Genomic DNA, 25,240 nt, shown 5'->3' with positions numbered 1-25,240 from the left:
CTCTCAATGGTCTATTGGGATCCGAACGGTAAAGGTCGCGCCTTCACCGGGATCTGATTTCACACACAGACTTCCCCCGAGTTCATTGATAATCCGCAGGCTGACCGACAGGCCCAGCCCCGTGCCATCACCCGGAGGTTTCGTCGTATAAAAAGGATTGAAAATCCGCTTGATATCATCCGGGCTTATGCCTGGGCCGGTGTCCCGGACTTCGACACACGCCATGCCGTCCTCGCAATAGGTGGACACGAAAATCACGCCGCTCTTGCCCATGGCCTGCACAGCATTGATAAGAAGATTGAGAAAGACCTGTCGTAACAACGGCGGATCGGTCTTGACCATGGGCATGAGATCATCAAAGGCCCTGACGATCCAGATACTGTCGGTCCCGGACTCCCGCTCGACCAGAGACAACATGTCCTCCATGAGCAGGTTGATATCGGCGAACTGCGACACAGGACGCCGATGGCGGGCGAAATCCAGCAACTTGTGCGTGATTTCCGAGCACCGTTCAACCTGTCCGAGAATGGAATCCAGACTGTCACGGATTTCGCCCAGATCATTGGAAGACGGCGGGGCATCAAGCTGTGTCCTCAACAATTCGACTTCACGTAAAATGATATTCAGAGGGTTGTTGATCTCATGGGCAATGCCCGTGGAAATTTCGCCAAGGGCCAGCACCTTTTGCGACTGGATCAACTCCTTGCCAAGCCGGGACTGTTCGGCAGTGGCGTCCTCCAGCCATCGAAAAGCGATCCGAAGCACTCCCCACATGCACAGCACACCGGCACCGATGGCCAGCATCACGAAAAGATGGTCAGACGGTGGATATTTCCAGACAATAGCCCCAATCACCAGACAGGATGCGGGGTACACATACTGCCCCAGACGGGCTATTCGTCTGACCCTCACGAGTTTCATGCCTCACCTCGGTCCTGTCTCTTCAATCGGGAATGTTCACTGGCTGCACGAATTCGCTCAAGCAGATCATCAATGGAAAACGGTTTGAGAATGTAGTCATAGGCCCCATGACTCATGCCATCGATGCCAGACTTCACCGACCCATGTCCGGTGAGCATGATGACCGCGATGTTTCCAAACCGCTTCCGAATCTCCTTGAGAGTCTCAATACCGCTCAAGCCCGGCATCTTCACATCAAGAATCACCACGTCCACCGAATTCTTCCGCAACTGCTCAAGCGCGGATTCTCCGCTGGTGGCGACATCCACATCCACATTTCTTTTTGCCAATCGACGTTGAATGAGCTTCAAAAAATCCGGCTCATCATCGACGACGAGAACGTGTATTCGAGTCATATTTCCTCCTGACACTCGGGAAAAACCGGGCAGGTCAAGGGCAGGGACACCGTGAAAATCGTTCCCTGACCGCGTCGGCTCCGTACCGAGATCCTGCCGCCCAACTTCTTGAGCGTGGTGTAGACGATGGACAACCCCAGCCCGGTGCCTTCTCCCGTGGCTTTGGTCGTAAAAAACGGATCAAAAACCTTGTTGATATGTTCTTCGGGAATGCCGTCACCACTGTCTTCGATTTCGACAACCACCCGTCCCTGCTGTTCCTTGGTCGAAAGGACAATGGACCCATTTTCACCGATGGCATCGATGGCGTTTTCAAGCAGGTTCAACAAGACCTGCTGGACCTGATTGGAGTCGGTAGTGATAAGCGGCAAATCCGGATCAAACCGACGCACCACATCGATATTCCGGTGGCGGGTTTCATTTTCGAGGAATGAAAAGGTCTGCATGGCCAACAGGTTGAGATCAACGTCTTCATGCAACGGTTCCATCCGCCGGGCAAACCCCAACATTCGATGGGTCACAGTCCGCGCCCGTTCAACATGCCGATCAATGTCGTCCGTGGCCTCCTGAAGATCGTCTACAGCTTCGCCTTCGCCCACTTCCCCATCATTAATGATATCGCGAATCCATCCGGCACTCTCTCTGATAATCGACAGGGGATTATTGATTTCATGGGCCACGCCAGCTGCCAGTTTACCCAGCGATGCCATCTTGCTTGACTGCATGACCGCAGCATCCATGGCCGCCCGTTCACGATCCGAAGCCCGCAACTTGGCCACGATGGATGCCACAGAACTGTACGCTCCGACAAAAATCATGAGCGCGCAGATGGATAACAGCGTGAAAATGAGTGATTGCGTCCGCAACAGCGGTGACAGTTCCTCGTCCGGGTTCTCGATGATGACCAGCCGCCATCCGGCATGGGCCAATCGAGTGATCCCAGCCACAAACGGTGTGCCGTCCTTCTGCCAATTGACGATTTCCACATCGCCTTCTCCCCGGTGTTCGGGCAGCTCAGCCTGCGACAACACCGCGCCACCAAAACGGGACGGGGTCTGCAAGGCGTCATGCCGATTGACGAGATAGGCGTCACCCTGTTTGCCGATACGGACATTCCGCACCAAAGATGTGAACACCTCCGAATCGATCGTGGCCCGGAGTATCCAGGTGATGTCCCCTTCCCGCCGTTTCACCGCAATGATGAAATGCGGAAAATTCCGGAACCCCATGAAGACATCACTGACATACAAGCCCTTGAGCATGACCTGATTGAACCAGGGTTCATCCCGGTAATTGACATCCTTGAGATCAAAAGGCCCACAATACGATTTATGTTGTCCGTCCTGTCCGATCACCCCGATATCAATGAAGGAATGGGAGACATGCTGCATGGCATTGAATACGGATCGCAGTATTTTCTGGTCCTTCATATCCGCAAAACTGTGCATATCCGCAAGCAGTTGCAATTGGACTATCCGTTCACTCAAGAACATGTCGATGGCGTCCCGTTTATTGCTCGTCATCAACTGTAAATTGCTCGCCAGTTTTTCTTCATAGGACTGACTGAATTCTGCATGAATGACATAGCCGAGCGCAAAGAGCGGAACGAGAGACAGGCTCACCGTCATGAGCACAAGGGTCCACCGAAGTTTTCTGTATGATGAAGGAATCATGCGCCACACCTCCAGTCATGGATATCCGTCATTTTCCCGGACAAAAGGGCATTGATATCCGTTGAAAATTTCTGCTTGTACCGATCAATGGACGCGATATCGGCACAGACCATATCAACCTGCCGCGTGTGCACCAAAAGATATCCCGCCACCACAAGTGCCTGCTCCACGGCGTCGGCCTCCACACCTTCGATACGCGCGAACAGAGCGTCATCTCGAATCTCAACAATAAATCCATGACGTTCCAACAATGTTCCGATCATGGCCGTTCGCCGAGACCGACGCGCCATATCCGCGCCGCCGCCCTTGAATTGAAACAGCGCATAATTCTCTGTGGGATCGTCTCCGGCAAACCCTTCGATGGTGCAAAAATGGAATCCGAAACGGGATTGCAGATTGCAATACTGCCGACCGACAATGAAATAATTCCGCTCTCCCATGCTATTTGCCATGCCCGGGGTCAGGGCAGGATTACTCGCCGCCTCGGACAGGACGGCCATCAGCCCACCCGCCGCGACCGGCGGAGGCCCGTCCCAAGGGATAGCGGTCATGCCGCGCCACACCGCCTGCATGGCGTTGGACCGAATGTCATTCAGGGTGACCCGCGCGGTGTCAGCGGTTTCAACCGTGCCGCCCCCAATGTCGATAAGCCAGTACTGCGTGGGAGTTTTACCGACCAATTTTCGCGCATTGGAGGTCAAACGTTCCCCGCCCATGAACATCTCATTCACCGCTTTTTCATGGCAAAATCGGGTGATGTCGTGAAGTGAGACACAATTTTCTGGCACGAAATCCGGAGACTCCGGGTCAGTCAGCGACAACGGCACGAGACATGGCAAAACCCGTTGCAACGCCATCCGCACATCATTACCTAAAACCACCGAATCAGTCGTGACGGCAGCGTCTAGCTGGGATTGCCGCAATCCAAGAGAGATGGTCCCGTTCATCGCATTGACCGTGACCACCCCAACCCCGGACAATTGCTCAAAGGCACCGGGACCGGCGATCAGGTACGGGATACCGAATTCCCGGGCGACATTGGCGAGATGGCCCACCGAACTGCCGTAGTCTGTCACCAAGGCACTGGCATGGGCCATGAGCACGGACAATTGCGGTCGGGCACTCCGCGACACCACCACCCCACCGTCAGGAAATTGGGACATATCCTCATCAGCGGCCACAGGGAAAACCGGACCTCCCGCCACCCCGGGACTGGCAACATCACAGGCGTCAAAAAGAATGGCGCCAGCATCTTCAGTCCGCTCCATTTCGGACGGCACCTCATCATGTGGTTCACAAACCGCCAAGGGACGACATTGCAGAAAGACGAGTCGTCCATCGTCCGCCAACGCCCACTCAATATCCTGCGGATGCGTGAAATACCGTTCAATACGGAGAGCCTGCTGCACAAGTTCTTTCACGAACGTATCGTCAACAGATGGCGCACCGCTTCTCTCGCCCGACAATCTTTCCCGAATAATACGACCATTTGTCGCCACGCCATGACAGACATCCTTGACCGCGATATGCCGATCCAGAATGGTCAGGGATTCCCGGTCAACCACCCATGAATCAACCAACGACGATCCATCCACCACCGCGCTCGGCAGGCCGGGCACCGCATTGACCAGCACCTGACGGTCATGCCGCCCCATGGGTGAACGGGTATAGACAACTCCGCCCGCCTTGGCGTTGATCATTTCCATGCAGGCCACGCACATGATAACGGCATCGTCACGCAAACCCCGGTTGAGCCGATAGGACATGGCCGTGGACGAATAGGCACTGGCAACCACCCGTCGATAGGCTTCCAACACATCATCCGCCTTCACCCCGAGCTTCGACGCGAATTGTCCGGCAAAACTCGCGTCTTCGGAATCCTCACCAATCGCGCTGCTGCGCACGGCCAACCGGACCTTCCCGAATATCTGACAACTTTTCTTCACGGCCTGTTCGATGTCCTGTGGAATCACTGTCATATCAATGGCGTGTCTGATGCTTTCCTCCAGGAGTCGCAATCCATCCAAAGTATCACTGTCGTGAATTTGAATCAGTCGATTGATTTCATCACCAAGCCCGGTCTGTTCCATGATGCGTCCAAAAGACGCTGCCGTGATGGAAAAGCCACGGGGGACTTCCACACCAAGGGCGGCCCGGACTTCGCCGAGCATGGCCATTTTGGCCCCGGTCTGCGGTACGGAATCAGCACAGATATCCTCCATTTCAAGGACGAGCGGCCCGTCATCGACCAGTGCGCCTTCGTCCATGGCCTTTTCCATGGCCAGAACACGCGCATTGAAAACATCCCGGAGTGCGTCATATCGGCCCGGAGCCATCAGGCACAGCCGCTCGATCATCTGCCGCACGTTGGAGGCGATCATCAAACACTGCGCCCGAACATGCGCCATGCTGAAAACCGCGCTCGACTGCGCATCCTCAGTGGCCTGAGCCATGCCCTCAAGAGCCTTGTTGTTGGCGGCCAGCAACAGGCGGAAATTTTCGGTTTTCGCCAAGAACCGATCCCGGTCTTCATCCTGTCCGGACGGTGATCGACGAATACACTTGAACAGCGTCTTGAAAAGGGTCTGCATGGTTCCACTCCCGCGGATTACTCCTGCGCCTGACGTCTGGACCTGACTGCATCCAGCACCCTGAAATACAACTCATCCGTCCCAACCGGCTTGATCAGAAAATCAAATGCCCCGATATCCATGCCCTCGATCATGGCCTTGGAGCTGGCATGGCCGGTCAAAATGATCACTGGCAAGTCAGGCTTGATGGCCTTGATCCGCCGAAGGGTTTCAATGCCATTCATTTCCGGCATCAGAACATCCAGAATCACCACGTCAAACTCCGCATCTCGGATAGCCTGAAGTGCTTCCTGGCCGCTCGAAGCCAGTGTGATATCGGCATTTCGGCGGATGAACCGCCGCGCGTACACCGTCAAAAAATCCTTTTCATCATCAACAAGAAGCAATTTGATTTTCTGCATACAACTCTCCCGCTCAATTTCTCCGCCGTGGCCGGGGACGGGGCAAGTCCCCGGCCTGCTGGGGAGGGTAAGGAATGGACGACCAGTCCGTCCGCGTCGAATCAGACACATCCTCACGAAAATAGTGTTCGCATTTCAAAAACCAACGGGGCTGCCGCCCAGAAGAACATCAGCAGCAACACTGCCGTGGTCACAACAATCAGTGCGGCCTTGAGCTTGCTGATCCCAGTCACCTTGTACAGCCCCACACCGACAAGCACGGCCCGAACCGGCTCCATGACAATAGCCAATCCCGGAATCCATGAAATCACCATGACCGCGCCGCTGGCATAGGCATAGACATTGAAAACCCGGCCATAGGAGATTTTCCCCCGACCGCTCATGCCGAGAAGAATGAAGCTGAACACGGCTCCGAGCGCGGGCATGAGGACGGCATTCATCATCATGACCACCCCCATGGTCAGTGAATTTTCGAAAAAATAGGCCATGCTGACAGAACAATAGAACACGGCGGAAATCATCAGGAAAACCAGGGCGCGGCGTGACCCGGACTCCTCGGCAACCCCTTCAAAATATCGAACTGGCGACCGAATGACCGCAAAAATGACGTCAAAATATTCTCTGATGCCCATTTTCGTTTCAGCGACACATGATGCTTTCATTGGTCCGTCCCCCTAAAAGAAATCCCGTGAATATTCGATAACGCCCCAAAGAAGCATCACCATGGTGAACACAAAAAGCACACGCCGTTCGGTCTGTTTTGAAAAATACGTCACCCCTTTTTCATGCACGAAACGCTTTTCCCGAGTTTTTTCCTGTGTCATGGCCCCCTCCTCTTTTTTTGGGTGGCCCGCCCACACGGACGGGCCACCTTTGCACGGTTGAATGAGCCTCGTCAGAACGAGGGCAAATCGTTGAAGCCGATGCCGCACCAATAGACGGCCGTCAGAAGCACGATCACGATATTAGCGATAAACCACATGGGGATACCGATTCGAACGTAATCCTTTGGCTCCAGATACCCGGACGCATACACGATGGCGTTGGGCGGCGTGCCGATAATCAGACAATAGGCAAAGGATGACGCCACAGCGGTGGACATCGCCATGAACGGCAGGAACGTCGTGCCCGGATGCACGATACTCGCCAGATTCAAGGTAATGGGACCAACAGCGGCAGCAGCCGGACCATCGGCCATCAGGTTCGTCAACACGGCTGTCAATCCGTTGGAAGTGAGCATCAAGGGGATTCCTTCGCTCATGCCCAGCGGGGCCAGCATGTCGATAACGGATTGGGCCAGCCAATAGGCTGCACCGGTCTTGTCGAGGGTTCGACCAAAAATGATCGCGCCCGCGTATAACCAGACAACACCCCAATCGACTTTTTCCTGATAGTCACGCCAGTTGACCACACCGGCCAACAAATAAGCCACGGCACCGCCAACCGCGATGACACCGATGCCGAGGCGGATGGGATAAATACCCATGTTGTAAAACGCCTTTTCCGTGAACCAGCCAAAGACCATGATGACAAAAATAACCATGGCCCAGATCTGGTGCTTGTTCCATCGCCCCATCTTGTCGATTTCCCCTTCCAAATGGCGCATGGCCGGGGCAAGGGACGTGATCCGAGGCTTAAAGACCATATTGGTCACCAGCCAGGTGCAGGGAATCATCACGATGACAAACGGCATACAATAGGCGATCCACTGCGCGTACCCGATGTCCATGCCGAACATGTCACTCAGGTATGTCATCATGATAACGTTACGGGCACCGCCGGACGGAGCACCCGGACCACCGATGTTACACGCCATGGCAATGGCGATCATCAGCATCTTGGCCAGTTCCTTGTCTTCGGGAACCTCGTCCGTCAGGCTATTCTGGTACAGCAACATACCGATGGGCAGGAACATGGCCGCCAGGGCGTGGTCCGAAATGAACGCCGCAAGCGGAGAAATGACGATAAAGAAAATCAGGGTGATCCACCGCACATTTGGCACAGCCAATTTGCGGAACATCATCAGACACATGCGCTTATCGACGCCGGTTTTGACAAACGCCGCCGCAAACATGAGGGAACCCATGATAAACCAACAGGCGTCCGACCAATACAACCCCGCCACCTGACTTCGCGAAACCACCCCGGAAAAAACGAGAATCAACCCGATACAAAAGGCCACGCCCGGGAGCGGCATGCACTCGGTCATGAAACAGAAGACCACAAAGACCACCAAGGCGATGGACACCTTGATATTCCAGGCTCCGTCGTCCGCGTTGGCCTTGTCTCGATCCGACAGGACGTCATAATTCAAACCGGTTGTCCGCAGCTTGAAGGCTTCCTGCATGATCGAAAGGTAGGTTTCAGTAGGCACAGAATCCACAATGTATTGAAGGGACCGTTGAAAATTCGCTGAATCAACTGGAATCTTGTACTTTTTTGCCCATTTCAGATCACGCTTCACAAACCGATCCTTGGACAACGCGCCCATGCGCATGTTCTGTTCCATCATTCGGGCAGTCAAAACCTGCCATTGTTCGCAATCCGCGCTCTTCTTTCCGAACAATTCCATGGCGATAAATTGCGTCACAACTTTTGGGCCAACAGAATACTGCATACCGACATTTTTCATTCCATCAGGCGTCGGCAACAGGACAATTACCGCAAAAATAATCACCGGAATTATCAGGAGCTTCCAGTTGACATACTTGTCATACCCGGTCGCCTTTTTCTTTTCTTGAGCCATTTTTTACCTCTGTGTGTTGAACTTCAATGAAGATCAGCTGGACGAAATGATCTTTGCGACCTCGTAGAACAGCTCCTGTTCACGAACGATGCCGACATCCTTGCCATGGGCCTGAACCAACATGCGTCGAGCAGGAAGTGTCACCATGGTGTTGGCCACTTCCATGAGATTGGCCTCGACATCGATGACGGGAAGCGCATCGGACATGAACGTCCGAACAGGCGTATTGACGATCTCCTTGACGCGGGATGTGAACAGCCCCTGCCAGAACATGGCGGAATATTGCAGGGAATCGGCCATCGACGGTTTCGGTGCCGAAAGGTATCCGGGCCTGATCGCATCAATGAGGTCCAAAGGACTGAGCAGACCGACCACAGTATGATTGGACCCGGTCACCACCACGGAACGGTGGCCCGTATCCATCAGTCGATCCGTTGCCATGAATTCACGCATGGCCGTATCAAGGGCGTCGATAGCGTCACGGACCGTGCTGTTGATGTCGATTTTCGTGTATCGTTCGAGGGGAATCATGATGTCCCCCGCACTTTTTTCGATATATGCAACCTTGGTCGCATATTCGTAGGCGTCATGAATCTTGACACTCAGCAAATCCACGGCACACGGTTTGGCCAGATAATCAAACGCCCCCGTTTCATAGGCCTTGCGCGCGCCCGGGACATCGCCGTGCCCGGTCAACATGATGATCGGGATGTCAGGCTCTCGTTCCTTGATGAGTTTCAGGGTGGCATGACCATCCAACCCGCTCATCTTGACATCCAGAATGACCACATCGGGTTTCTGATCCAATTTGTCCAATGCCTCTTTACCACTCTCCGCAAGAATCGTTTCAAATCCTTTGCGAGCCAATATCTTAGCCGTCGTGGTACGGAAGCGTTCCTCATCGTCAACCATGAGGACCTTGATTTTAACCATTTCAACCTCCTAATGTTATCTAACGCAGACCATCCTGCCCACCGGTTGTTTCAACCATTCGGGCAGAATGAATTTTCTGTTTCTGAAGGGTCACTTTCTCAAAGGCTGCTTCCGCCTTTTCCAGAAAATCCTTCATGCTGACAGGTTTGATGAGATAGTCCAACGCCCCGAGTTTGAGACACTCCACCGCTGTCTCCATGGTGGCGTGTCCCGTCAGGATGATGACTTCCATGAGGGGGTAATTCTTCTTGATGCGCTGCAAGGTTTCCATGCCATCCATGCCGGGCATCTTGATGTCGAGAAACACGACATGCACTTCCTGTTCTTCCAGCACCTGGAGCGCACTCTTGCCGGACGAGGCAGTCAGGGCATAAATGCCCATTTTCTCGAAAAGTTTTTTTGTCGTGACGAGCAACCGCTCCTCATCGTCCACAAGTAAGATTTTCAATTGTTCCATGGCGTCACCGTCTGTTTGAGCTGCTTGATAATTCGCGAACAACGACTTCTCTTTAGCAACCCGTGTGCCACTTTCAATCATTTGATTTTAATGATATTTTTTTGGCAAAACACCGCGCAAAGACGATTTGCCAAATTCATATTCACGCAATAAAAAAAGAAAACAGGCGGTTGGTCTGGAAAGGCAATAAGCCCACGAAATCCGCGAACAGGAACCATCACGCAGACAAGGTGCTTCGTCGAACATCCTTTTCGTCTGGCAAGGCATGGTTGCTGCACTGCACAAAAACCAATACCATGGACACAAATCACGGAGAGAACGGTGCTGACTGACTTTTTGCATTACGATAAGAACGACTACAAACTGCTTGAGATTCTCGATGACCTGTTGACGCGAGAAGTTGACAGATCAAACTTCAAGACCCTGCTTGAGCCGTATCTGAAGCCACATGGCATCAAGGAACTGGCGGCGGAACGCGGTCTGCGGATCGCCTATGCCATCATGCACCTGTTGCAGTCTCTCAAATCGGACCAGGCTTCGGACCGGACCAAGGCACTCATCGCGCTTCGGGATGAAACCATGTCTGCCGCCAGTGGCGGAATGCGGAACAACCGGGCCAGAGTCCTGCTCCAAATAGGTAAAGAACTCATCCGGGCCAGAGGCAATAGGGAAAAACAACTGGAACTGGCCCATGAATTCCGTCGTGCAGCGTTGGGCAAAACCCGTTTTATCCGTCAGCAACTCAAGAAATATCATCTGCTCGAAATGCCGGAAGAGTGGAACCAGGTCACCTTTGACGACCGGGTTCACGATGCCAACAGCAAGGGCCGAAAATCTGCCACCCATCTCATCATGGATGCGTGGATCAAGGGAATCCGCCGTCTGACGGTCGTCTATTATGATTTCATGGAACAATCCGTGGCCAGAGAACTCTTTGCCTCGGCACAGATTCTGGGGATCACCGTCTCCGTGGGTATCGAATACAAGGCCCGTTTCGGGGATCGATTCATCAAGATCGTCTGGGGGCCGGACGCATTGCAGAATGATCCTGATATCAACGGTTTTTTCAATCAGGAAGCGGTTCAAGAGCTGATGCAACAAGGCCGGGAGATTCAAACCCACAGAACCAAATATGTGCAAGCGGCCACCGAAGCGTTCAACGATATCCACCGAAAATCCATTCAGCAGGAATTCGGTATTGAACTTCCGCACATCGACTACAAGGATGTTGCCAAGACCATCGGCACGGGCCAACCGTCCATTTTTCATCTCGGGAACCATATTCACGAAGTGGCCTTGCCCCTGTTCATCGACCGGGTCGAAGAGCTGAAAGCCGAATATTCAAAATCTGATTACGATACCCGGGCCTCCATAGCCATGCATCTGGAATCGCTGGACTCGCTGGACTCCGACACCATTATCGCACGGTATTTGGTGCCCGAAGAAAATCCGAAGATCCCGAATCCGGATAGCCCCGCGACCGATGGATCAGACCCGGAGCTGCTTAAACTCTCGCCCGCAGCATTGACCTACCGCCTGCGAAAAGTCAGCCATACCAGCCAACTGACGCTCATTCTTTCAGAACTCGACTTATCGGATGCCATTGAAGTGCTCTACGATTGCAAGGGCCGAATCTCTCATTTCGAAGTCTTCAACAGCAAAAGTCTGACCGAATTCATCGTCCGGCAACGGAAGCCGTTCAGCCTCCTCCAAAAATCCTTGAACGAACAAAACGCGGTCACGCTCAAACGAACGATCCGCCAGTGCATCGAACAAATCACCGAAGAAGACACTCCACAGGCCACAGATAGAGCCAAGCGGCTCATGGCCATCCTGTCCGACTTCAGCGCACTACTCAACCAGTACAAACGCACTCCGCTCAGGACAAAAATAGGCAGTGGGTCCACCGGCCGATCGACCCGGTCCCATGGCATGGGCTTTGCGGTCGTGGATACGCTCCCGTTCAGGACACAGCAGGAAATTCGCAAACGGTCCACAACCAACTGCATCCCGGTCTCCGGTATTGCCTCGCAATCCATCGAATTCATACCACCGCGCAATCGTCTCGTCCGTTCAATGAGCCTTGCCAAAGCCCTGTGCCACATGCCGGGGCTGCGTGGACTGACCTGCGCGACCAGACATCGCTGGCACATTGCACGATACCAGGTGGACAAGGAAGGATGTGGCAATGTGGTCTCGCTGGGCGGCATGAATCAGGAAGGCAACGGATTGAGCCTCTATGAGGATGAAAAATCCCCACATCATCCGTCAACCGGCACGTTCAACACCTCGCTCAAAAACGCGGCGAAGATTCTCATTGGATTCATCCCGGCATTTCTGACATTTGCCCTGACCAAGGATTGGTGGGTACTGGCCTATCTTGGCGGGGTCATCTGGTTTTCCATCACCGGCCTGCGCAACGTGATTCAGTCCATCCTCGGAGGCGGCGGTTTGCGCCGTTCGCCCTATCTGCGCTGGAACGATTATATCGACTGGGAACGGATTTCCGATTCATTGCTCTACACCGGTTTTTCCGTGCCATTGCTGGACTGGCTCTGCAAATCCGTTCTGCTCGATCAGGGACTCGGCATCACCACCGCAACCAATCCGTTGCTGCTGTATACGATCATGGCCATCACAAACGGGGTATACATATCCAGTCACAACATTATTCGTGGCCTGCCACGAAAAGCCGCGATCGGCAATTTTTTCAGAAGCATCCTGTCCATTCCCGTCGCCATGTTCTTCAATGCGGCCATCGGGGCCATGCTGTTTGCCGCCGGAGCTTCAGACATCCCCGGAATCCTGCAACTCTGGGCTGCGGTCATTTCAAAACTCGCTTCGGACTGTGCTGCCGGTGTTATCGAAGGACTTGCCGACCGGGGGCGCAATATTGCCATGCGGCACTGGGATTATTCAGAAAAAATCCGACAAATTATTGAAATTTTCTCGCAACTGGAAATCGAATTCCCAACCCGGGACATGCTCAAGACGCTCAATTCTCCCAAGGAATTCATTCGTTTGTCCGATGAAGCAAAATCGAGCCACACGCCGGAAGTCATCGCCAACGCCCTTGATTTACTCTACATCCGCACCTACAAGCCCCGAGCGCGGGAAGCCCTCAGAGAAGCCCTGGAAGCAATGAACCGAGATGAGCTTGAAGTATTCATGGCATCGCAACAAATCCTCTCCGAAGAAAAGACCATCGCACGTCTGTTCGTGGATGGCCTCGTCGGGCGAAACTTCCCAAAAGCACTGGCATTTTACCTGCTTCGATACCCAGAATATTTACGGGAACTCGACAGCTTGGCGACCACCTATCGCACCCGACCAGATATTTAAAGCTGAGACATTCTCATCGGCGCATGGACAGACCGGGAATACTCATGACAAAGGTTGTCCCTTGACCCCGGGTGCTTTCCACGGTCAATTCACCACCGAGTGAATCGATAATGGTATGGCAGACGGGAAGTCCCATGCCCGTGCCCTGTCCCGGAGGTTTTGTCGTGTAAAATGGCAGGAATATCTTGCTTTGCACATCCTGAGACATTCCGGTCCCGTTGTCAGCCACCCGGATAACCGCACTGCCCTGCACGTTTCTGACAGAGACGGAAATTTCACCGCCTTCGGGACCATGTCGGTCAACCACGGCATAAATGGCGTTATTCAACAAATTGATAAGCACCTGCTGCAACTGCCCGGGATCAGCGGCAATAATGGGAACATTCTCATCCACGTCAAACCGCAAATCGATTCCATGGACCTCAGCCTTCCCCTGGACCATGGCCCCGACTTCGGGGATATACGTGGGTAATGCCAACGGCTGTAATTCCGGCGCATCATGACGACCAAAACGGAGAATCTCACGCGTGATCGCCGCGCATCGGCCGATCTGGATGGAGAACTGTTCGACAACTTCCCGAGCTTCATCACACAGACTCGCATCCGTCCCTTTTTCTTCGAGGTCACCCAAGGTCAATTCCAACAACGCGGTATCGGTTTTCATCACCTGAAGCGGATTATTGATTTCATGGGCAAAGCCCGCAGCCATCTCGCCAAGTTCCGCCAATCGTGCCGCCTGAAGCAATTGATTTTCCAGAATATCAACCTCTTCAGCCTGTCGCTTCAAGGTATCCAGCACGCGACGACTGACAACCACTGCGAGCACAACAATGACCACTCCGCCACACAACAGGATCAACACGACAGTATACACGGCGAACATGGTGGATTGAAACGCCTCGTCCTTTTTCTGACGGACAATCAAGCGCCACTTGCCGTCATTCATGGTTGCCGAAGCAAAAAGATAGTCCACATCCGTATCGGTTCCGGTAAACGTCATTACCGATGAATCCTGTGAAGGATAAACAAAACCGTCCTGTTCAAGTAGATCTCCATACGATCGTCGATCAGTCTGAAACACCCCGTCTTTATTCAGGATATAGGCTTCACCGGAATCGCCGATACTGACCTGTTCCACCAGCCGCCCAAACAATTTGGAATCAATCGTGGCCCGCAAGACCCAGATTCGTCCCTGAATACGCCGGGCCACGGCAACAACAAAATGCGGCACATTCCGGTATCCAAGAAACACGTCACTCACATAATACCCGTGTTTGCGGGTTTCACGATACCAAGCAGCGGCTGAATACCGCTTGCCAACCAGGGCATACGGCCCGCTATATGCTGTCTGTATTCCCTCGGGATCGATAATCCCCATATCCTGAAAAACCCCGCCCGAAGCACGCAAAACACGCCCCATCTCTTTTTGTCCTTCGGGACCAGACAAGGATTCAACCTGCACAAGGGCGAGAATGGATTCAAGGTCGGCCCGCCGTTCGTCAAGGAAGACAGTGATCATGTTCCGGTGGTCTACCGCGACCTGTTCAATGGCGTCGGTGGCAAAGGTATTCGTGGTGTCCACATAGGAAAAGAACCCGATACCCGCAGCCAGACACAAAGGGACAGCCGGAACCATTATCATCGTCAAAAAAAGCAGCCGGTGCACCCGAGAAAACATGGTTTTTTTATTCATGAACATTCACTGCCTGATTTTGCGCAATAGGCGCATGTTGATTATCAATGTATTCCAAACAGTTAACAAATTACGCAAAACGATATCGCGAGACTGAACAAACCACACTTCAATTAAGCAACCGGTATGCCAAAAATGATTGACATGCACAAAAGAGAAGAATAACCGCAAAAAGAACGATTGAAAAAAGACGCATAGAGTTATTGTTCGCCAGACAGGGAGGATGCCATGACAGAGACCCGCACGACCGATCAATCCACGCACTCACAACGCACTGGAATCACATCGTTCATCACCCGCAAACTCGGGCTGCGCGGGAAACTGCTGCTGGCCCTGCTCCCCCCCATTGTGGCCATCCTCCTGGTGACAGGATACGCCTCCTATACCGTCTCCGAAGACTTCATCGACATCGCGCTAGAACGATCCGTCAAGATGCACACGCTGGCCATGGCCCACGAAGTCGAAACGGTTCTCGACCACTGTCGAATCGATCTGCTTTTCTTTGCCCATGGCAGCATGGAACCGCAGGCATTACGCGCCACACTGGAAAAACGCGTCCATTCCGGTGGTCCCCAATATTTCGAACTGACGTACATTCCGGCCTCGGGCGGACGCCCGTTCTCGCTGGTCCATCACGCAGGAAAAATTCTGGAAATTCCCGCCGAAGATTTCGACTCGATACAACCAAACCCCTTTGAGGAACTGGGAAAAATAGGGACACTGAAACAAGGGCATGTCCTGCCTTCGGATATCATTGAAACCGTCTATCCCATCCCCTGCGACACCGCGACTAATCGCTACGTCAAAACCCGCGTACTTCGGTTGTATACCTATTTCCCCGGCGATGAGACATCCCCTCCCGGCATTTTGTATCTTTCCATAAAAGCCAAGGACATCCGAAACATTCTCTCCTGGTACAATTCAGAAGAGTCTCCACTCTGGGCCTTTCCACGAAGTGATGAACTCCGTTTCAGCTATTTTCTGAACATTGATGGCTGGATGCTTTTTCAGTCGGAAAACTACACGAAAACAGATGAAAAACTGACCACCTACCTTGCCCGGGAGAACTACAGTGGCACGCTCGGCAAAGACGGACATACTGCGGCATTTCGTCCCAACGAGAACCATGGTCGATACTGGGATGCGGTCAACGACATCCGCAATGGGAAAAACGGACTCACCCAGGTTGCGGATAAACGAGTCGGTCAATCTGTGGTCAATTCATTCTATTTCAGCTATGCCCCGGTCCGTTTCTGGGGCGACGGCAGCGACACCCCCACCCCCTTCGGTGGCGTGATCTTTGTTGACAGAAGCCAACTTCCAATCATCGCAGGCTATAAGAATCTTGATGTCATGCTCTTTGTCACTGCGGGTGCCATCATCCTGATTTCATGTCTTGTTTTCTGGTTTGGACGCATTCTCACCCGCCCGATTCATGCTCTGGCAACCAGTCTGGACTCATTGAATTCACTGGAAGAAATGGAAGAGATCGACCTCCCATACAGCGGGGCGGACATCACGCGTCTGCAAAAAGCGATCAATGTCATCATTCGAAAGGTCAAACAACAGGTGGTTGAAATTCAAGTCAAGGATGAAACGATCCTGAACGTCAACAAACGGGAACGCGCCTCGCTCAAACGGGAGCGCGAACTCCTGGCCGAGGTCGAATTAAGCCGCATCCCGGAGATCATCGGCACCGGCCCGGCCATTTCCGCCATGAAAGTCAATATTCTGAAGGCGGCACAGGTTGACGTTGACGTTTTCATCTCCGGTGAAACCGGTACGGGCAAACAATTGGTTGCCGAAGCCATCCACGCGCACAGTGTTCACGCGGACAACCCGTTCATAGCCATCAACTGTGGTGCATTGGATGAGAATCTCCTGCTCGACGCCTTGTTCGGGCACGTCAAGGGCGCGTTCTCCGAAGCCAAGGATGACCGAAACGGCGCATTCATCGAAGCCGATGGCGGCACGCTGTTCCTGGATGAAATCCAATCCGCTTCTCCCAAAGTCCAGCAATCTCTTCTCAGGGCCATTGCCTCGCGCAAGATCAAGCCACTTGGAAGTGATAAGGAACAGTCGGTCAATGTCCGCATCATTGCAGCCACAAACGTGGATATTCCCGATCTCATTGAACAAAGGTCCTTCCGCGAAGACCTGTATTACCGGCTTAAAGTGGTCTCCATTGCGACCCCGGCACTCCGGGAACAAAAGGAAAATATCCCGCTTCTCGCCGTATACTATCTGACACAGGCCGAACAACTTGCGGGCCGGGAAAACCTCGACCTGAGCAAGGGAGCCCTCGCCAAACTGGTCCACTATCAATGGCCCGGCAATGTTCGTGAATTGGTCAACTGCATTACCAGAGCCGCTGTCATGGCGGAAAACGACATTATTCAAGCCGAAGAAATCCGGCTGGAAAATGACAACACGCCCCCCAGTCAGCCGACCGCGCCGCCCGAGCCAGGACCTCAAACAGCAGACACGGCCCCCCCGTACGAAACGCTACCAGCCAAGAAACCATGTCCATCCACCGCTTCGCTCAATGCTCGACAAAAGGAAGCCTGGCCGCACATCCAGAAACAAAAAGCCGTCACCCGCAAGGAATATCAAGAACTGGTCAGCGGGCATCTGCCCACGCGCACAGCGATTTACGACCTTCAGGACTTCGTCAAACGAGGCCTGCTTGTCAAACAAGGGAAAGGGCCATCCACTCGATACGAAGTGGTCACGCAGTAAGAAATCCGGACACGGTGCCATTGGCAGGATGATCTGCGCTCCCAGCCCCATTGAGTTCTCAAAAAAAAGGACTTCAAGATACCTTGAAGCCCTTTCGTCATTCACGAGAGAAAGACTAGCACTTGGATGGAGCCAAAGCGGGTTCGGCATCAGGATCAAAGACCACATCGCCGTCTTCAGTGACTTGCGGATTCAATTCTTCCAGAAAATCCTGGGTCATGCCCGGGACCTTGACCATGTCATCGGCCTTTTTGAACAGCCCGTTGGTCGTGCGATAGTCCACAATGGCCTTGGCCAGATCTTCGGGGATATCCACGTCTTCAATAGCCATGATCGCTTCCACGCTGGCGGTGTTGAAACTGACGATATCGTCCTGCGCAAAGGCAGTGGACACACAAAAGACGCACAACGCGGCCAGACACAGGGAAATGATATGTTTTTTCATGGGTTCTCCTACGTAGTGAAAAGATGGGGGGACAGGGCGATGCGGAGGAAGCATCACCCTATCCAAAGAGGTGTTTATGAATCAGCCTTGATACGGAATGTCGTATTCTCAGGCGGTGTAACCGCTTTTTCCGTGGGATGTTTCAACTGGGGAACGTAGTCATACGGTACGCGCATGGCCCGATAAACCAGATTGTAATTCCCCTTTTTGGTGTAATAGGGACTGATATATTCCCACACAATTTCATGATCCGGGGTGACTTCCTGGAACTGCCCCACAGCACCATTGGTGATGAGGGTATTGCCATTGGGCAACCGCTGTGCGGACGATACATAATCCGAATAGAATTGATATTTATTTCGCATTCCCATCTGCTTGGCAGAATGTTCCCAAACAATTTTCAGGGTGCGGGGATCAAACTCGATGACACGGGAATAGTCACGACGGGCATTGGACCAGCCATACGGTGCACCGGGGTTGCGCGGACCATATCCGGCATATCCACCGTTGTCGTAGACCATGATATTCCCTTCGCCGGGCAGTCCCTGGGGAATCATATGCGTGTGATGCTGACCAATGATCTGGCCAAGCTTCTTGTATGCCTTCTTGTACCGTTTGCCATTGAATTCCCAGACGGAATCCTTGTAGTAATACGGTCCGATCTGCCACACGATCTTGCCCGTCTTCTTGTCGATGATGCAGGATGTATTGGTCTGACGGTTGGAGATCAGGATGTTCTCGGGATTGAACATGGCATAAGTCTTGGGATCTTCGTCATACCATTTGTTCGGACCGAGGTAGGATGCCGCATTGACGTGAATCCAGTCTCCACCTTTCTGGCCCGGTGTCCGGGTCATGGAATACGTGGGATATTTACGCAGGGTCTTTTTGAATTCCGGCGGGAAATTCATTTCGTCAAAATGGTCTGAAGCCAGCCATTCCCAAATGATTTTGCCGTTCTTATCTACCTCAACGATATAATCGTCATACAATTGCTTTTTGGTAATCTTGGAATTGTGGGTAAACTTGTGGGACAGGATCAGCATCTTGCCCTTGTAGTTGGCCACAGGCCTTCCCGGGGTATGATACCCAACGGAATTCCCCTCGAACTGGTAATCATGATGCATTCCGGCATGAGGAATCTTACGGACAACCTTCTCATTCCAGTCAACAACAACGAGATCTGTGGAGGATTCATCGCCCCACGCACGGCCCTTCTTCTCAGGAGAAGGCCGCTTGGCTCCAGCCAGATACCCACCCTTCAACAATTTGGGCGGATGTTCGGCCTGGCAAATGTCCTTCCATTGTTTGACGACTGTGCCATTCATATCAATAAGCACGGTTCCTTCAGACTCGACCTCGGTGCCGAAAACAGTATACCCGTTCCAACACTTACCCGGTTTGTAAATGGTCGTGCCGTGCGGAAAAACAGTCGGAAAACTCATGGCCTCCATAGGATTGACCAGAGTAGTTGCGGCCAACGCTGCGCAACCGGTTAAAAACTGACGTCTTTTCATATCCTCTCCTTAAATTTCACATCCAGAGCATTGGCTGCACCGGATTTGATTATGCACGTTCATGTTCCATAAAGCACAGACTGTGCCGAACAATATTTATCAACTATTTCAACATAATAGACAGACAGCAACACGTATTGGAGTGCGTTGACATGCACACTTGTCAACACGCTGTACGGATGGTCGCACACATGAAACACCACGAAAAAGCCCCTCCCCGCACACAGCGGGAAGGGGCCAACACATCACGTTTTACGCAGGCTTAGTAGGCATGCATGCACGGACCATCCTCTTCCTCGGTATCCTCTTCGTCATCGACAAACCCATCGTCGTCGCCAAGGGCTGCACCGCGTTTGAAATCTCGAAAGAAACGGGGGCAGTCATCGCCGCAGATATAGCCTTGTGGAGTCAAATCCCTGCCTTGCAGGCCAGCATAGTCCGGACCATACCGGAAAGCACGGTGAATCATGTTGAACATGGCGTCCTCAGTGCTGTTGGGGATAGCATCCTTGTTGGTCAGCACGCACTTGGCCTTGCCGAAAACAATCGGATTGACAAATTCCCAGACGATCTTCTTGTCTTTGGTCACTTCCATGACATGCCCACCATGGGTGGAACAAATCAAGGTGTTGCCATTGGGAAGGCGTTGCACACCGCCCTGACGGTGAGAGTTGAAGCTGCTGCTATGGTTGGTGGCGAATTCCCACACAACCTTGTTGGTCTTCGGATTCACCTCGACTGCGCGGGAATGACGGACTTCCGGGGCCTCTGATCCATTGTCGAACAAGAGGATATTGCCATTGTCCAACGGAGTGGCGCAATGCTGTCCAAACACTTGCTGATCGCCATTATCGTACCAGTTCGGCTTCTTGGCCTTGACATCGTAAGCCGACGGGTTGCCCCACCGATATTCGAGTTCACCTGTCTTGTGATTCACGAAATAAAATTCAGACAGATTCCGCGAGTTCAACACGATCGTGTCGGTTTCGGGAATGTAATCAACGGTATTGAAATGCGACCAGTCATAATTGGGATACAAACCGCCAACAGGTTGCGGCAATGTGAAATTGAAATCCAATTTCTTGGGACCCTTGCCCATATGATCGGCAACATGCCACTCCCAGACGGTCTTTCCGGCGGGGTCGACCTCACGAACAAAATCATTCCAGAACCCATCATGCTCAGCCCCGTCGCATTCAACGGGTTGAGTCGGAATAGTTTTGGGATCACGGCCCTTTTTGATGGCCTCTTCTCTGGTCATGTACTCCCATGCCAGAATCAGGGTATTTCCATTAGGCATACGGTGGAAGGTGTGGTGCTGTATTTCCTTGTTCGGCTCAGCCAGTTTGTATTCCCACACGACATTGCCGTCCCAGTCGATCTCCTGAACCAACCCACTGGCTCCGCCAACCGACACATATTTCTTGGGATCGTCCTTGCCCAATTTCTTGCCGAGCTTGGCTTCCAACTGTTTCTGCTGATCGACACGGCCACCACGGAGCAGATTGCCATTAGGCAGCAACTCTGCATACAGACCTGGACGATAATCACAGTCCCATGTATGAACAATATTCCCTTCCATATCGATGAGATATGTTGTTTTGCAGCCGACCATCGGAGAAAACAGGGTGTACCCTTCAAACGCTTTTCCCTTGGTATATTTCAAGACGCCGGTCGGTCCTGTCGCAGACTCGTAGGCCTGCGCCGGGACGGTCAACACCACGGCCAAAAATGCGGCCAATGCCAATGTGTACATATTCAATCGTTTACGCATCTGTCCTCCTCAAAAGGATTGTTACAATAGATACGCTCTATCTCCAACAATCGTGCCAGCATGTGAATAAAAAAACATTCTTTTATTTCAAATATTTAAATACAAAACAAAGATCCTTTGTGCACACAATCGCGCGTTTTGTCCGCACACTGTGTTCCATTCCGCACACTCTCGGATCACGACAGATTGTAGGCGTCGATCTTGTCGTACAGGGTGCGACGGCCAATGCCGAGAATCTTTGCGGCCTTGGACCGATTCCCTTCTGCAACGGTCAAAGCCTGGCGAATGGCGGCGATTTCCGCCTTTTCCACCGCGCTTTTCAATTCCACGACCTGTCCGATCTTTTCTGCCGCCACATGGGAACACGGGCTGATATTGGCACACAGGGATTCCAGGGTGATGCTCTTTCCGTCGGCCAACAACACGGCCCGTTCAATGACATTTTCCAGCTCGCGAATATTCCCTTTCCATGGGGAATCAAGAAGCATCTGCATGGCACTCGGCGACAACTCCGTGACATCCTTGTTGTAGCGACTGTTGAATTTCCGCACGAAATAGTCCACGAACAGCATGAGGTCGTCCTGCCGCTCCCGCAATGGAGGCAAGCGCAATGGAATCACGGCCAGACGATAGTACAAATCCTTACGAAAATCGCCTGTTTCCACCCCTTCTTCGAGGTCTCGACTGGTTGCGGATAAAAAGCGGACATCAATGTGCAGCGAGGTATTCCCGCCCACTGGCTTGATCTCCAATTCCTGAATGGCCCGCAACAACTTGACCTGTGTGGAAGGGGACAATTCGCCAATCTCATCAAGAAAAATCGTGCCGCCCTGCGCCTCTTCCAGCAACCCCCGCTTGGCTCGAGTCGCACCGGTAAAGGCTCCTTTGACATGGCCGAACAGCTCACTTTCCAACAGATTTTCCGTAAGCGAGCCACAATCAATGGTAAAAAACGGTTTGTCGGCCCGGGAACTGGACCGATGAATCCGCTTTGCAAACATGGATTTTCCGGTTCCCGTTTCTCCCTGAATCAGAATCGGGGCATCAGAACCAGACACTTTTTCAACGGTGTGCATCATCTGCTGAACAACCGCGTTATGCCCGACAACCATGGCCTCCTTGCTCTCCTCTTCTTGAGCGTTGAAAGATTCGAGTTTCCGGTGCAACTGACCGTGTTCGATGGCTCGACGGGCAAGCAAGGCCAATTCCTGAGTCTTAAACGGCTTGGTGATGTAGTGGTAAGCCCCGAGCTTGATGGCTTCCACCGCAGTCTCGATCGACCCGGCCCCGGTCATCATGATGAAGGGCAAAAGAGTGTCAATGGTCCGAACCTGTTTGAGCAAATCCAGACCACCCATTGGTTCCATGGCCAGATCGCTGATGACCAGATCGTACATGATTTCCGACAGGGCATGCCACGCCTCTTCGCCGGACGAGGCCGTATGCACCACGAATCCCTGACGGCTCAACGACCGTTTCAAAACCGACAGCAATTCCTGTTCGTCATCTACCAGAAGTATCTTTTCAGGCATTCTTCATGTCCTTTTCTTGATATGCAGGGAATTCCATCACCATACGCGTTCCTTCCCCCACAGCGGATTCCGCGAAAATCAAACCGCTGTGCCGTTCAACCATCCGCCGGGTAATGAAGAGGCCAAGACCGAAACCACCCTTTCGAGAGGTGAAAAACGGTTCGAAAATACGTGGCAGATTCTCCCGTGGAATGCCCCGACCTTCATCCTTGACCTCAAGCCGCACGGTCTGCAAACCGCCCAGATCCTGCCGCCAGGCCATGATCTCGATCACCCCGTGCTCATTCATGCTCGCCAAAGAATTGAACACCAGATTCACCACCACCTGCTGCAACACCCGGTTGTCTCCTCGGATGAACAATGGCCCATCCTGCACCGTGATGCGAATTCTGCTTTTTTTGACCTTGGGACCAAGCAGGGACAATGATTCATCGATCATGTCACCGACATTGACTTTTTCCAGAGAAATTGGTTTTGGAGACGCGGCTTCGAGGAGTCCCTTGGTAATCTCACCGGCCCGAATGGCATTGCGCTGAATGGCGGACAACCCTTCTTTCACACCATCCGAGACATCTGGCTCAAAGAGCAGGTCCTCGGCATTGGCTTGAATGATGCCGAGGGGATTATTCACTTCATGGGCCACACTTGCCGCCATCTTTCCAATGATACCGAGGCGTTCAGACTGTATAAGCTCTTCTTCCATACGATTGCGTTCCGTGACGTTGCGCGCAAACAAGCAGGCCAGTAGCTCTGTTTGAATCGGGCCTTGAATGACTCGTCCGGCAATCTCCACTTCCATGACGTTGCCAGCCTCACTCACCATGCCGACTTCGAGTTTGTCACACCCGTCGTTGAAAACTTTTTTCAAAAAGGCACTGATTTCCTCAACATCCTCAGGCACCATGATCTGACCGATATTCACGACAGCACTTTGCCGGGGAAAAAAGAGAAAGGAATGCGCCCGTTCATTGGCATGAAGGATCTCACCGGCTTCATTGACCAAAAAAATCATGTCAGGCGATGACTCGATCAAATCGCGATACCGCTGTTCCGTGCGTTGCAGATCACTGGAGGCCTTTTCCACTCGCCGTTTGAGCGAGACATTCCACAGCACGAATCCGACAAAAATCAAACCAATGACCGCAAACGCAAGACCGATATGTTTTGCGTAATGGGCAAGACTGTCTCTGTGAGACGCCGAATCGAACCACTTATCACGAAGCTGGGCCAGGCTACCGGTTTCCCGCAGATGCCGAACCGCTGCCGTCAGGTCCGCCAAAAATTGTCTGTCATATTTGGACACGGACAAACCGAGCGGAATTTCTCCCAACACCTTTCCTTTTTTCTCGATGTGGGAAAACTTGTTCTGATGAATTAAATAATCCGCCACCCGTTCAGATGGAGCCACAAAGACCTCCACCACCCCTCGATCCAGCATACTCAAGGCTTCTAACGGAGACGTCACCCGAATCACATCACCACCCAATTCCACTTGAGGACTGTATGGGGCACCAGTGATAGCCACCACGCGCTTCCCGGCCAATTCGGTTAAATCATCACCCACTGAAGCCATTGAATTGACAAATAAATGATTCCGAAGACTATATCCAAGAGGGATAAAGACAAAAGAGGATCGAGATGAAGGCGGCGCACCGTGTGCCATCAGGTCGAGCCGTCCCTCGGCATACATCCGAGGATACTCAGCCAGACTGTCCACCAGAACGAATTCAATATCTGCGTCAAGCAATTCGCCGAGCAAAACCCATTCGTCGATGGAGCAACCGCGTACTCCTTGAACCCCTTCCTGCATGGCAAGAAAAGAAAATGGTGGTGAAATAGCACGAATACCCACCTTGTAGGTGGGACGACTCAATGCATCTGTACATGAAAAAAAGAAAAGAAAAGAAAAACATGTGAGGATGTACAAGAAAAAACGCATGGGCTTGCAGTACCTGAAAGGACTGAGGTCCGCCAGTCCGTTTTTCAGCACATCAGACAACGCACAAATTTCCCCTGGCGAAATATCGCCAGGGGAAACCTTCGAAACATCGCACGATGCGAGGCATGTTCCTTTCATGCCG

18 protein-coding genes are annotated in these 25,240 nt (G+C 52.6%); 2 read left to right on the top strand and 16 right to left on the bottom strand.

Annotation, left to right across the window (positions count from 1 at the left end; genetic code table 11):
* Nucleotides 1-3 precede the first annotated feature (3 nt).
* The 10 genes from GO013_RS10565 to GO013_RS10525 all read right to left on the bottom strand — a co-directional run bounded on the left by GO013_RS10565 (nucleotide 4) and on the right by GO013_RS10525 (nucleotide 10,117).
* On the bottom strand, nucleotides 4-921 hold the full coding sequence (locus tag GO013_RS10565) for an ATP-binding protein (RefSeq protein ID WP_163810900.1): 918 nt from the start codon (nucleotides 919-921) through the stop codon (nucleotides 4-6).
* The gene (locus GO013_RS10560) at nucleotides 918-1,316 is read right to left on the bottom strand and encodes a response regulator (RefSeq protein ID WP_163810898.1); all 399 of its coding nucleotides are present in this window, start codon (nucleotides 1,314-1,316) and stop codon (nucleotides 918-920) included. The genes GO013_RS10565 and GO013_RS10560 overlap by 4 nt, the downstream gene beginning before the upstream one ends.
* Complete coding sequence (locus tag GO013_RS10555) at nucleotides 1,313-2,989, bottom strand: PAS domain-containing sensor histidine kinase (protein WP_163810896.1); 1,677 nt, start codon at nucleotides 2,987-2,989, stop codon at nucleotides 1,313-1,315. The genes GO013_RS10560 and GO013_RS10555 overlap by 4 nt, the downstream gene beginning before the upstream one ends.
* Nucleotides 2,986-5,580: a PEP/pyruvate-binding domain-containing protein gene (locus GO013_RS10550; RefSeq protein WP_163810894.1), complete on the bottom strand. Its 2,595-nt coding sequence runs from the start codon at nucleotides 5,578-5,580 to the stop codon at nucleotides 2,986-2,988. The genes GO013_RS10555 and GO013_RS10550 overlap by 4 nt, the downstream gene beginning before the upstream one ends.
* 17 nt (nucleotides 5,581-5,597) lie before the next feature.
* Nucleotides 5,598-5,981: a response regulator gene (locus tag GO013_RS10545; RefSeq protein ID WP_163810892.1), complete on the bottom strand. Its 384-nt coding sequence runs from the start codon at nucleotides 5,979-5,981 to the stop codon at nucleotides 5,598-5,600.
* 113 nt (nucleotides 5,982-6,094) lie between these two features.
* Nucleotides 6,095-6,643, bottom strand: a complete 549-nt coding sequence (locus GO013_RS10540; protein WP_163810889.1) for a YIP1 family protein — start codon at nucleotides 6,641-6,643, stop codon at nucleotides 6,095-6,097.
* Between the two features lie 12 nt (nucleotides 6,644-6,655).
* Nucleotides 6,656-6,805, bottom strand: a complete 150-nt coding sequence (locus GO013_RS17015) for a hypothetical protein (RefSeq protein WP_203529537.1) — start codon at nucleotides 6,803-6,805, stop codon at nucleotides 6,656-6,658.
* Between the two features lie 71 nt (nucleotides 6,806-6,876).
* Nucleotides 6,877-8,727: a DASS family sodium-coupled anion symporter gene (locus GO013_RS10535; protein ID WP_163810887.1), complete on the bottom strand. Its 1,851-nt coding sequence runs from the start codon at nucleotides 8,725-8,727 to the stop codon at nucleotides 6,877-6,879.
* Nucleotides 8,728-8,760: 33 nt separating this feature from the next.
* Nucleotides 8,761-9,660, bottom strand: a complete 900-nt coding sequence (locus GO013_RS10530; RefSeq protein WP_163810886.1) for a response regulator — start codon at nucleotides 9,658-9,660, stop codon at nucleotides 8,761-8,763.
* Between the two features lie 19 nt (nucleotides 9,661-9,679).
* Nucleotides 9,680-10,117 (bottom strand): response regulator, encoded by a 438-nt coding sequence (locus GO013_RS10525; RefSeq protein ID WP_163810884.1) that lies wholly within the window; start codon nucleotides 10,115-10,117, stop codon nucleotides 9,680-9,682.
* Between the two features lie 321 nt (nucleotides 10,118-10,438).
* Here GO013_RS10525 and GO013_RS10520 point away from each other — a divergent pair, with 321 nt between their 5' ends.
* Nucleotides 10,439-13,459, top strand: coding sequence for a hypothetical protein (locus tag GO013_RS10520; protein ID WP_163810882.1), 3,021 nt, complete (start codon nucleotides 10,439-10,441; stop codon nucleotides 13,457-13,459).
* 13 nt (nucleotides 13,460-13,472) lie between these two features.
* On the opposite strand, the gene GO013_RS10515 is transcribed toward GO013_RS10520, so the two are convergent.
* Nucleotides 13,473-15,152, bottom strand: coding sequence for a sensor histidine kinase (locus tag GO013_RS10515; protein WP_163810880.1), 1,680 nt, complete (start codon nucleotides 15,150-15,152; stop codon nucleotides 13,473-13,475).
* Nucleotides 15,153-15,380: 228 nt separating this feature from the next.
* On the opposite strand from GO013_RS10515, the gene GO013_RS10510 reads away from it, so the two are divergent.
* The gene (locus GO013_RS10510; RefSeq protein WP_163810879.1) at nucleotides 15,381-17,891 is read left to right on the top strand and encodes a sigma-54 dependent transcriptional regulator; all 2,511 of its coding nucleotides are present in this window, start codon (nucleotides 15,381-15,383) and stop codon (nucleotides 17,889-17,891) included.
* A 115-nt stretch (nucleotides 17,892-18,006) separates the two neighbouring features.
* On the opposite strand, the gene GO013_RS10505 is transcribed toward GO013_RS10510, so the two are convergent.
* The 5 genes from GO013_RS10505 to GO013_RS10485 all read right to left on the bottom strand — a co-directional run bounded on the left by GO013_RS10505 (nucleotide 18,007) and on the right by GO013_RS10485 (nucleotide 25,236).
* A complete protein-coding gene (locus tag GO013_RS10505; RefSeq protein ID WP_163810877.1) occupies nucleotides 18,007-18,336 on the bottom strand; it encodes a helix-hairpin-helix domain-containing protein in 330 nt (109 codons plus the stop codon).
* Nucleotides 18,337-18,410: 74 nt separating this feature from the next.
* A complete protein-coding gene (locus tag GO013_RS10500) occupies nucleotides 18,411-19,853 on the bottom strand; it encodes an aryl-sulfate sulfotransferase (RefSeq protein ID WP_163810875.1) in 1,443 nt (480 codons plus the stop codon).
* Nucleotides 19,854-20,115: 262 nt separating this feature from the next.
* Nucleotides 20,116-21,627, bottom strand: coding sequence for an aryl-sulfate sulfotransferase (locus tag GO013_RS10495; RefSeq protein ID WP_163810873.1), 1,512 nt, complete (start codon nucleotides 21,625-21,627; stop codon nucleotides 20,116-20,118).
* 176 nt (nucleotides 21,628-21,803) lie between these two features.
* A complete protein-coding gene (locus GO013_RS10490) occupies nucleotides 21,804-23,159 on the bottom strand; it encodes a sigma-54 dependent transcriptional regulator (RefSeq protein WP_163810871.1) in 1,356 nt (451 codons plus the stop codon).
* On the bottom strand, nucleotides 23,152-25,236 hold the full coding sequence (locus GO013_RS10485; protein ID WP_163810869.1) for an ATP-binding protein: 2,085 nt from the start codon (nucleotides 25,234-25,236) through the stop codon (nucleotides 23,152-23,154). Before GO013_RS10485 ends, GO013_RS10490 begins: the two co-directional genes overlap by 8 nt.
* Nucleotides 25,237-25,240: the final 4 nt, after the last annotated feature.

It is taken from the genome of Pseudodesulfovibrio sp. JC047, assembly GCF_010468615.1.
Lineage (GTDB): Bacteria > Desulfobacterota > Desulfovibrionia > Desulfovibrionales > Desulfovibrionaceae > Pseudodesulfovibrio.
This window is presented reverse-complemented; position numbering and strand designations above follow the sequence as displayed.

What these genes read in the sequence shown, in the direction of transcription:
- GO013_RS10565 (WP_163810900.1), bottom strand. Translation starts at nt 921, where the DNA reads ATGAAACTCGTGAGGGTCAGACGAATAGCCCGTCTGGGGCAGTATGTG.
- GO013_RS10560 (WP_163810898.1), bottom strand. Translation starts at nt 1,316, where the DNA reads ATGACTCGAATACACGTTCTCGTCGTCGATGATGAGCCGGATTTTTTG.
- GO013_RS10555 (WP_163810896.1), bottom strand. Translation starts at nt 2,989, where the DNA reads ATGATTCCTTCATCATACAGAAAACTTCGGTGGACCCTTGTGCTCATG.
- GO013_RS10550 (WP_163810894.1), bottom strand. Translation starts at nt 5,580, where the DNA reads ATGCAGACCCTTTTCAAGACGCTGTTCAAGTGTATTCGTCGATCACCG.
- GO013_RS10545 (WP_163810892.1), bottom strand. Translation starts at nt 5,981, where the DNA reads ATGCAGAAAATCAAATTGCTTCTTGTTGATGATGAAAAGGATTTTTTG.
- GO013_RS10540 (WP_163810889.1), bottom strand. Translation starts at nt 6,643, where the DNA reads ATGAAAGCATCATGTGTCGCTGAAACGAAAATGGGCATCAGAGAATAT.
- GO013_RS17015 (WP_203529537.1), bottom strand. Translation starts at nt 6,805, where the DNA reads ATGACACAGGAAAAAACTCGGGAAAAGCGTTTCGTGCATGAAAAAGGG.
- GO013_RS10535 (WP_163810887.1), bottom strand. Translation starts at nt 8,727, where the DNA reads ATGGCTCAAGAAAAGAAAAAGGCGACCGGGTATGACAAGTATGTCAAC.
- GO013_RS10530 (WP_163810886.1), bottom strand. Translation starts at nt 9,660, where the DNA reads ATGGTTAAAATCAAGGTCCTCATGGTTGACGATGAGGAACGCTTCCGT.
- GO013_RS10525 (WP_163810884.1), bottom strand. Translation starts at nt 10,117, where the DNA reads ATGGAACAATTGAAAATCTTACTTGTGGACGATGAGGAGCGGTTGCTC.
- GO013_RS10515 (WP_163810880.1), bottom strand. Translation starts at nt 15,152, where the DNA reads ATGAATAAAAAAACCATGTTTTCTCGGGTGCACCGGCTGCTTTTTTTG.
- GO013_RS10510 (WP_163810879.1), top strand. Translation starts at nt 15,381, where the DNA reads ATGACAGAGACCCGCACGACCGATCAATCCACGCACTCACAACGCACT.
- GO013_RS10505 (WP_163810877.1), bottom strand. Translation starts at nt 18,336, where the DNA reads ATGAAAAAACATATCATTTCCCTGTGTCTGGCCGCGTTGTGCGTCTTT.
- GO013_RS10500 (WP_163810875.1), bottom strand. Translation starts at nt 19,853, where the DNA reads ATGAAAAGACGTCAGTTTTTAACCGGTTGCGCAGCGTTGGCCGCAACT.
- GO013_RS10495 (WP_163810873.1), bottom strand. Translation starts at nt 21,627, where the DNA reads ATGCGTAAACGATTGAATATGTACACATTGGCATTGGCCGCATTTTTG.
- GO013_RS10490 (WP_163810871.1), bottom strand. Translation starts at nt 23,159, where the DNA reads ATGCCTGAAAAGATACTTCTGGTAGATGACGAACAGGAATTGCTGTCG.
- GO013_RS10485 (WP_163810869.1), bottom strand. Translation starts at nt 25,236, where the DNA reads ATGAAAGGAACATGCCTCGCATCGTGCGATGTTTCGAAGGTTTCCCCT.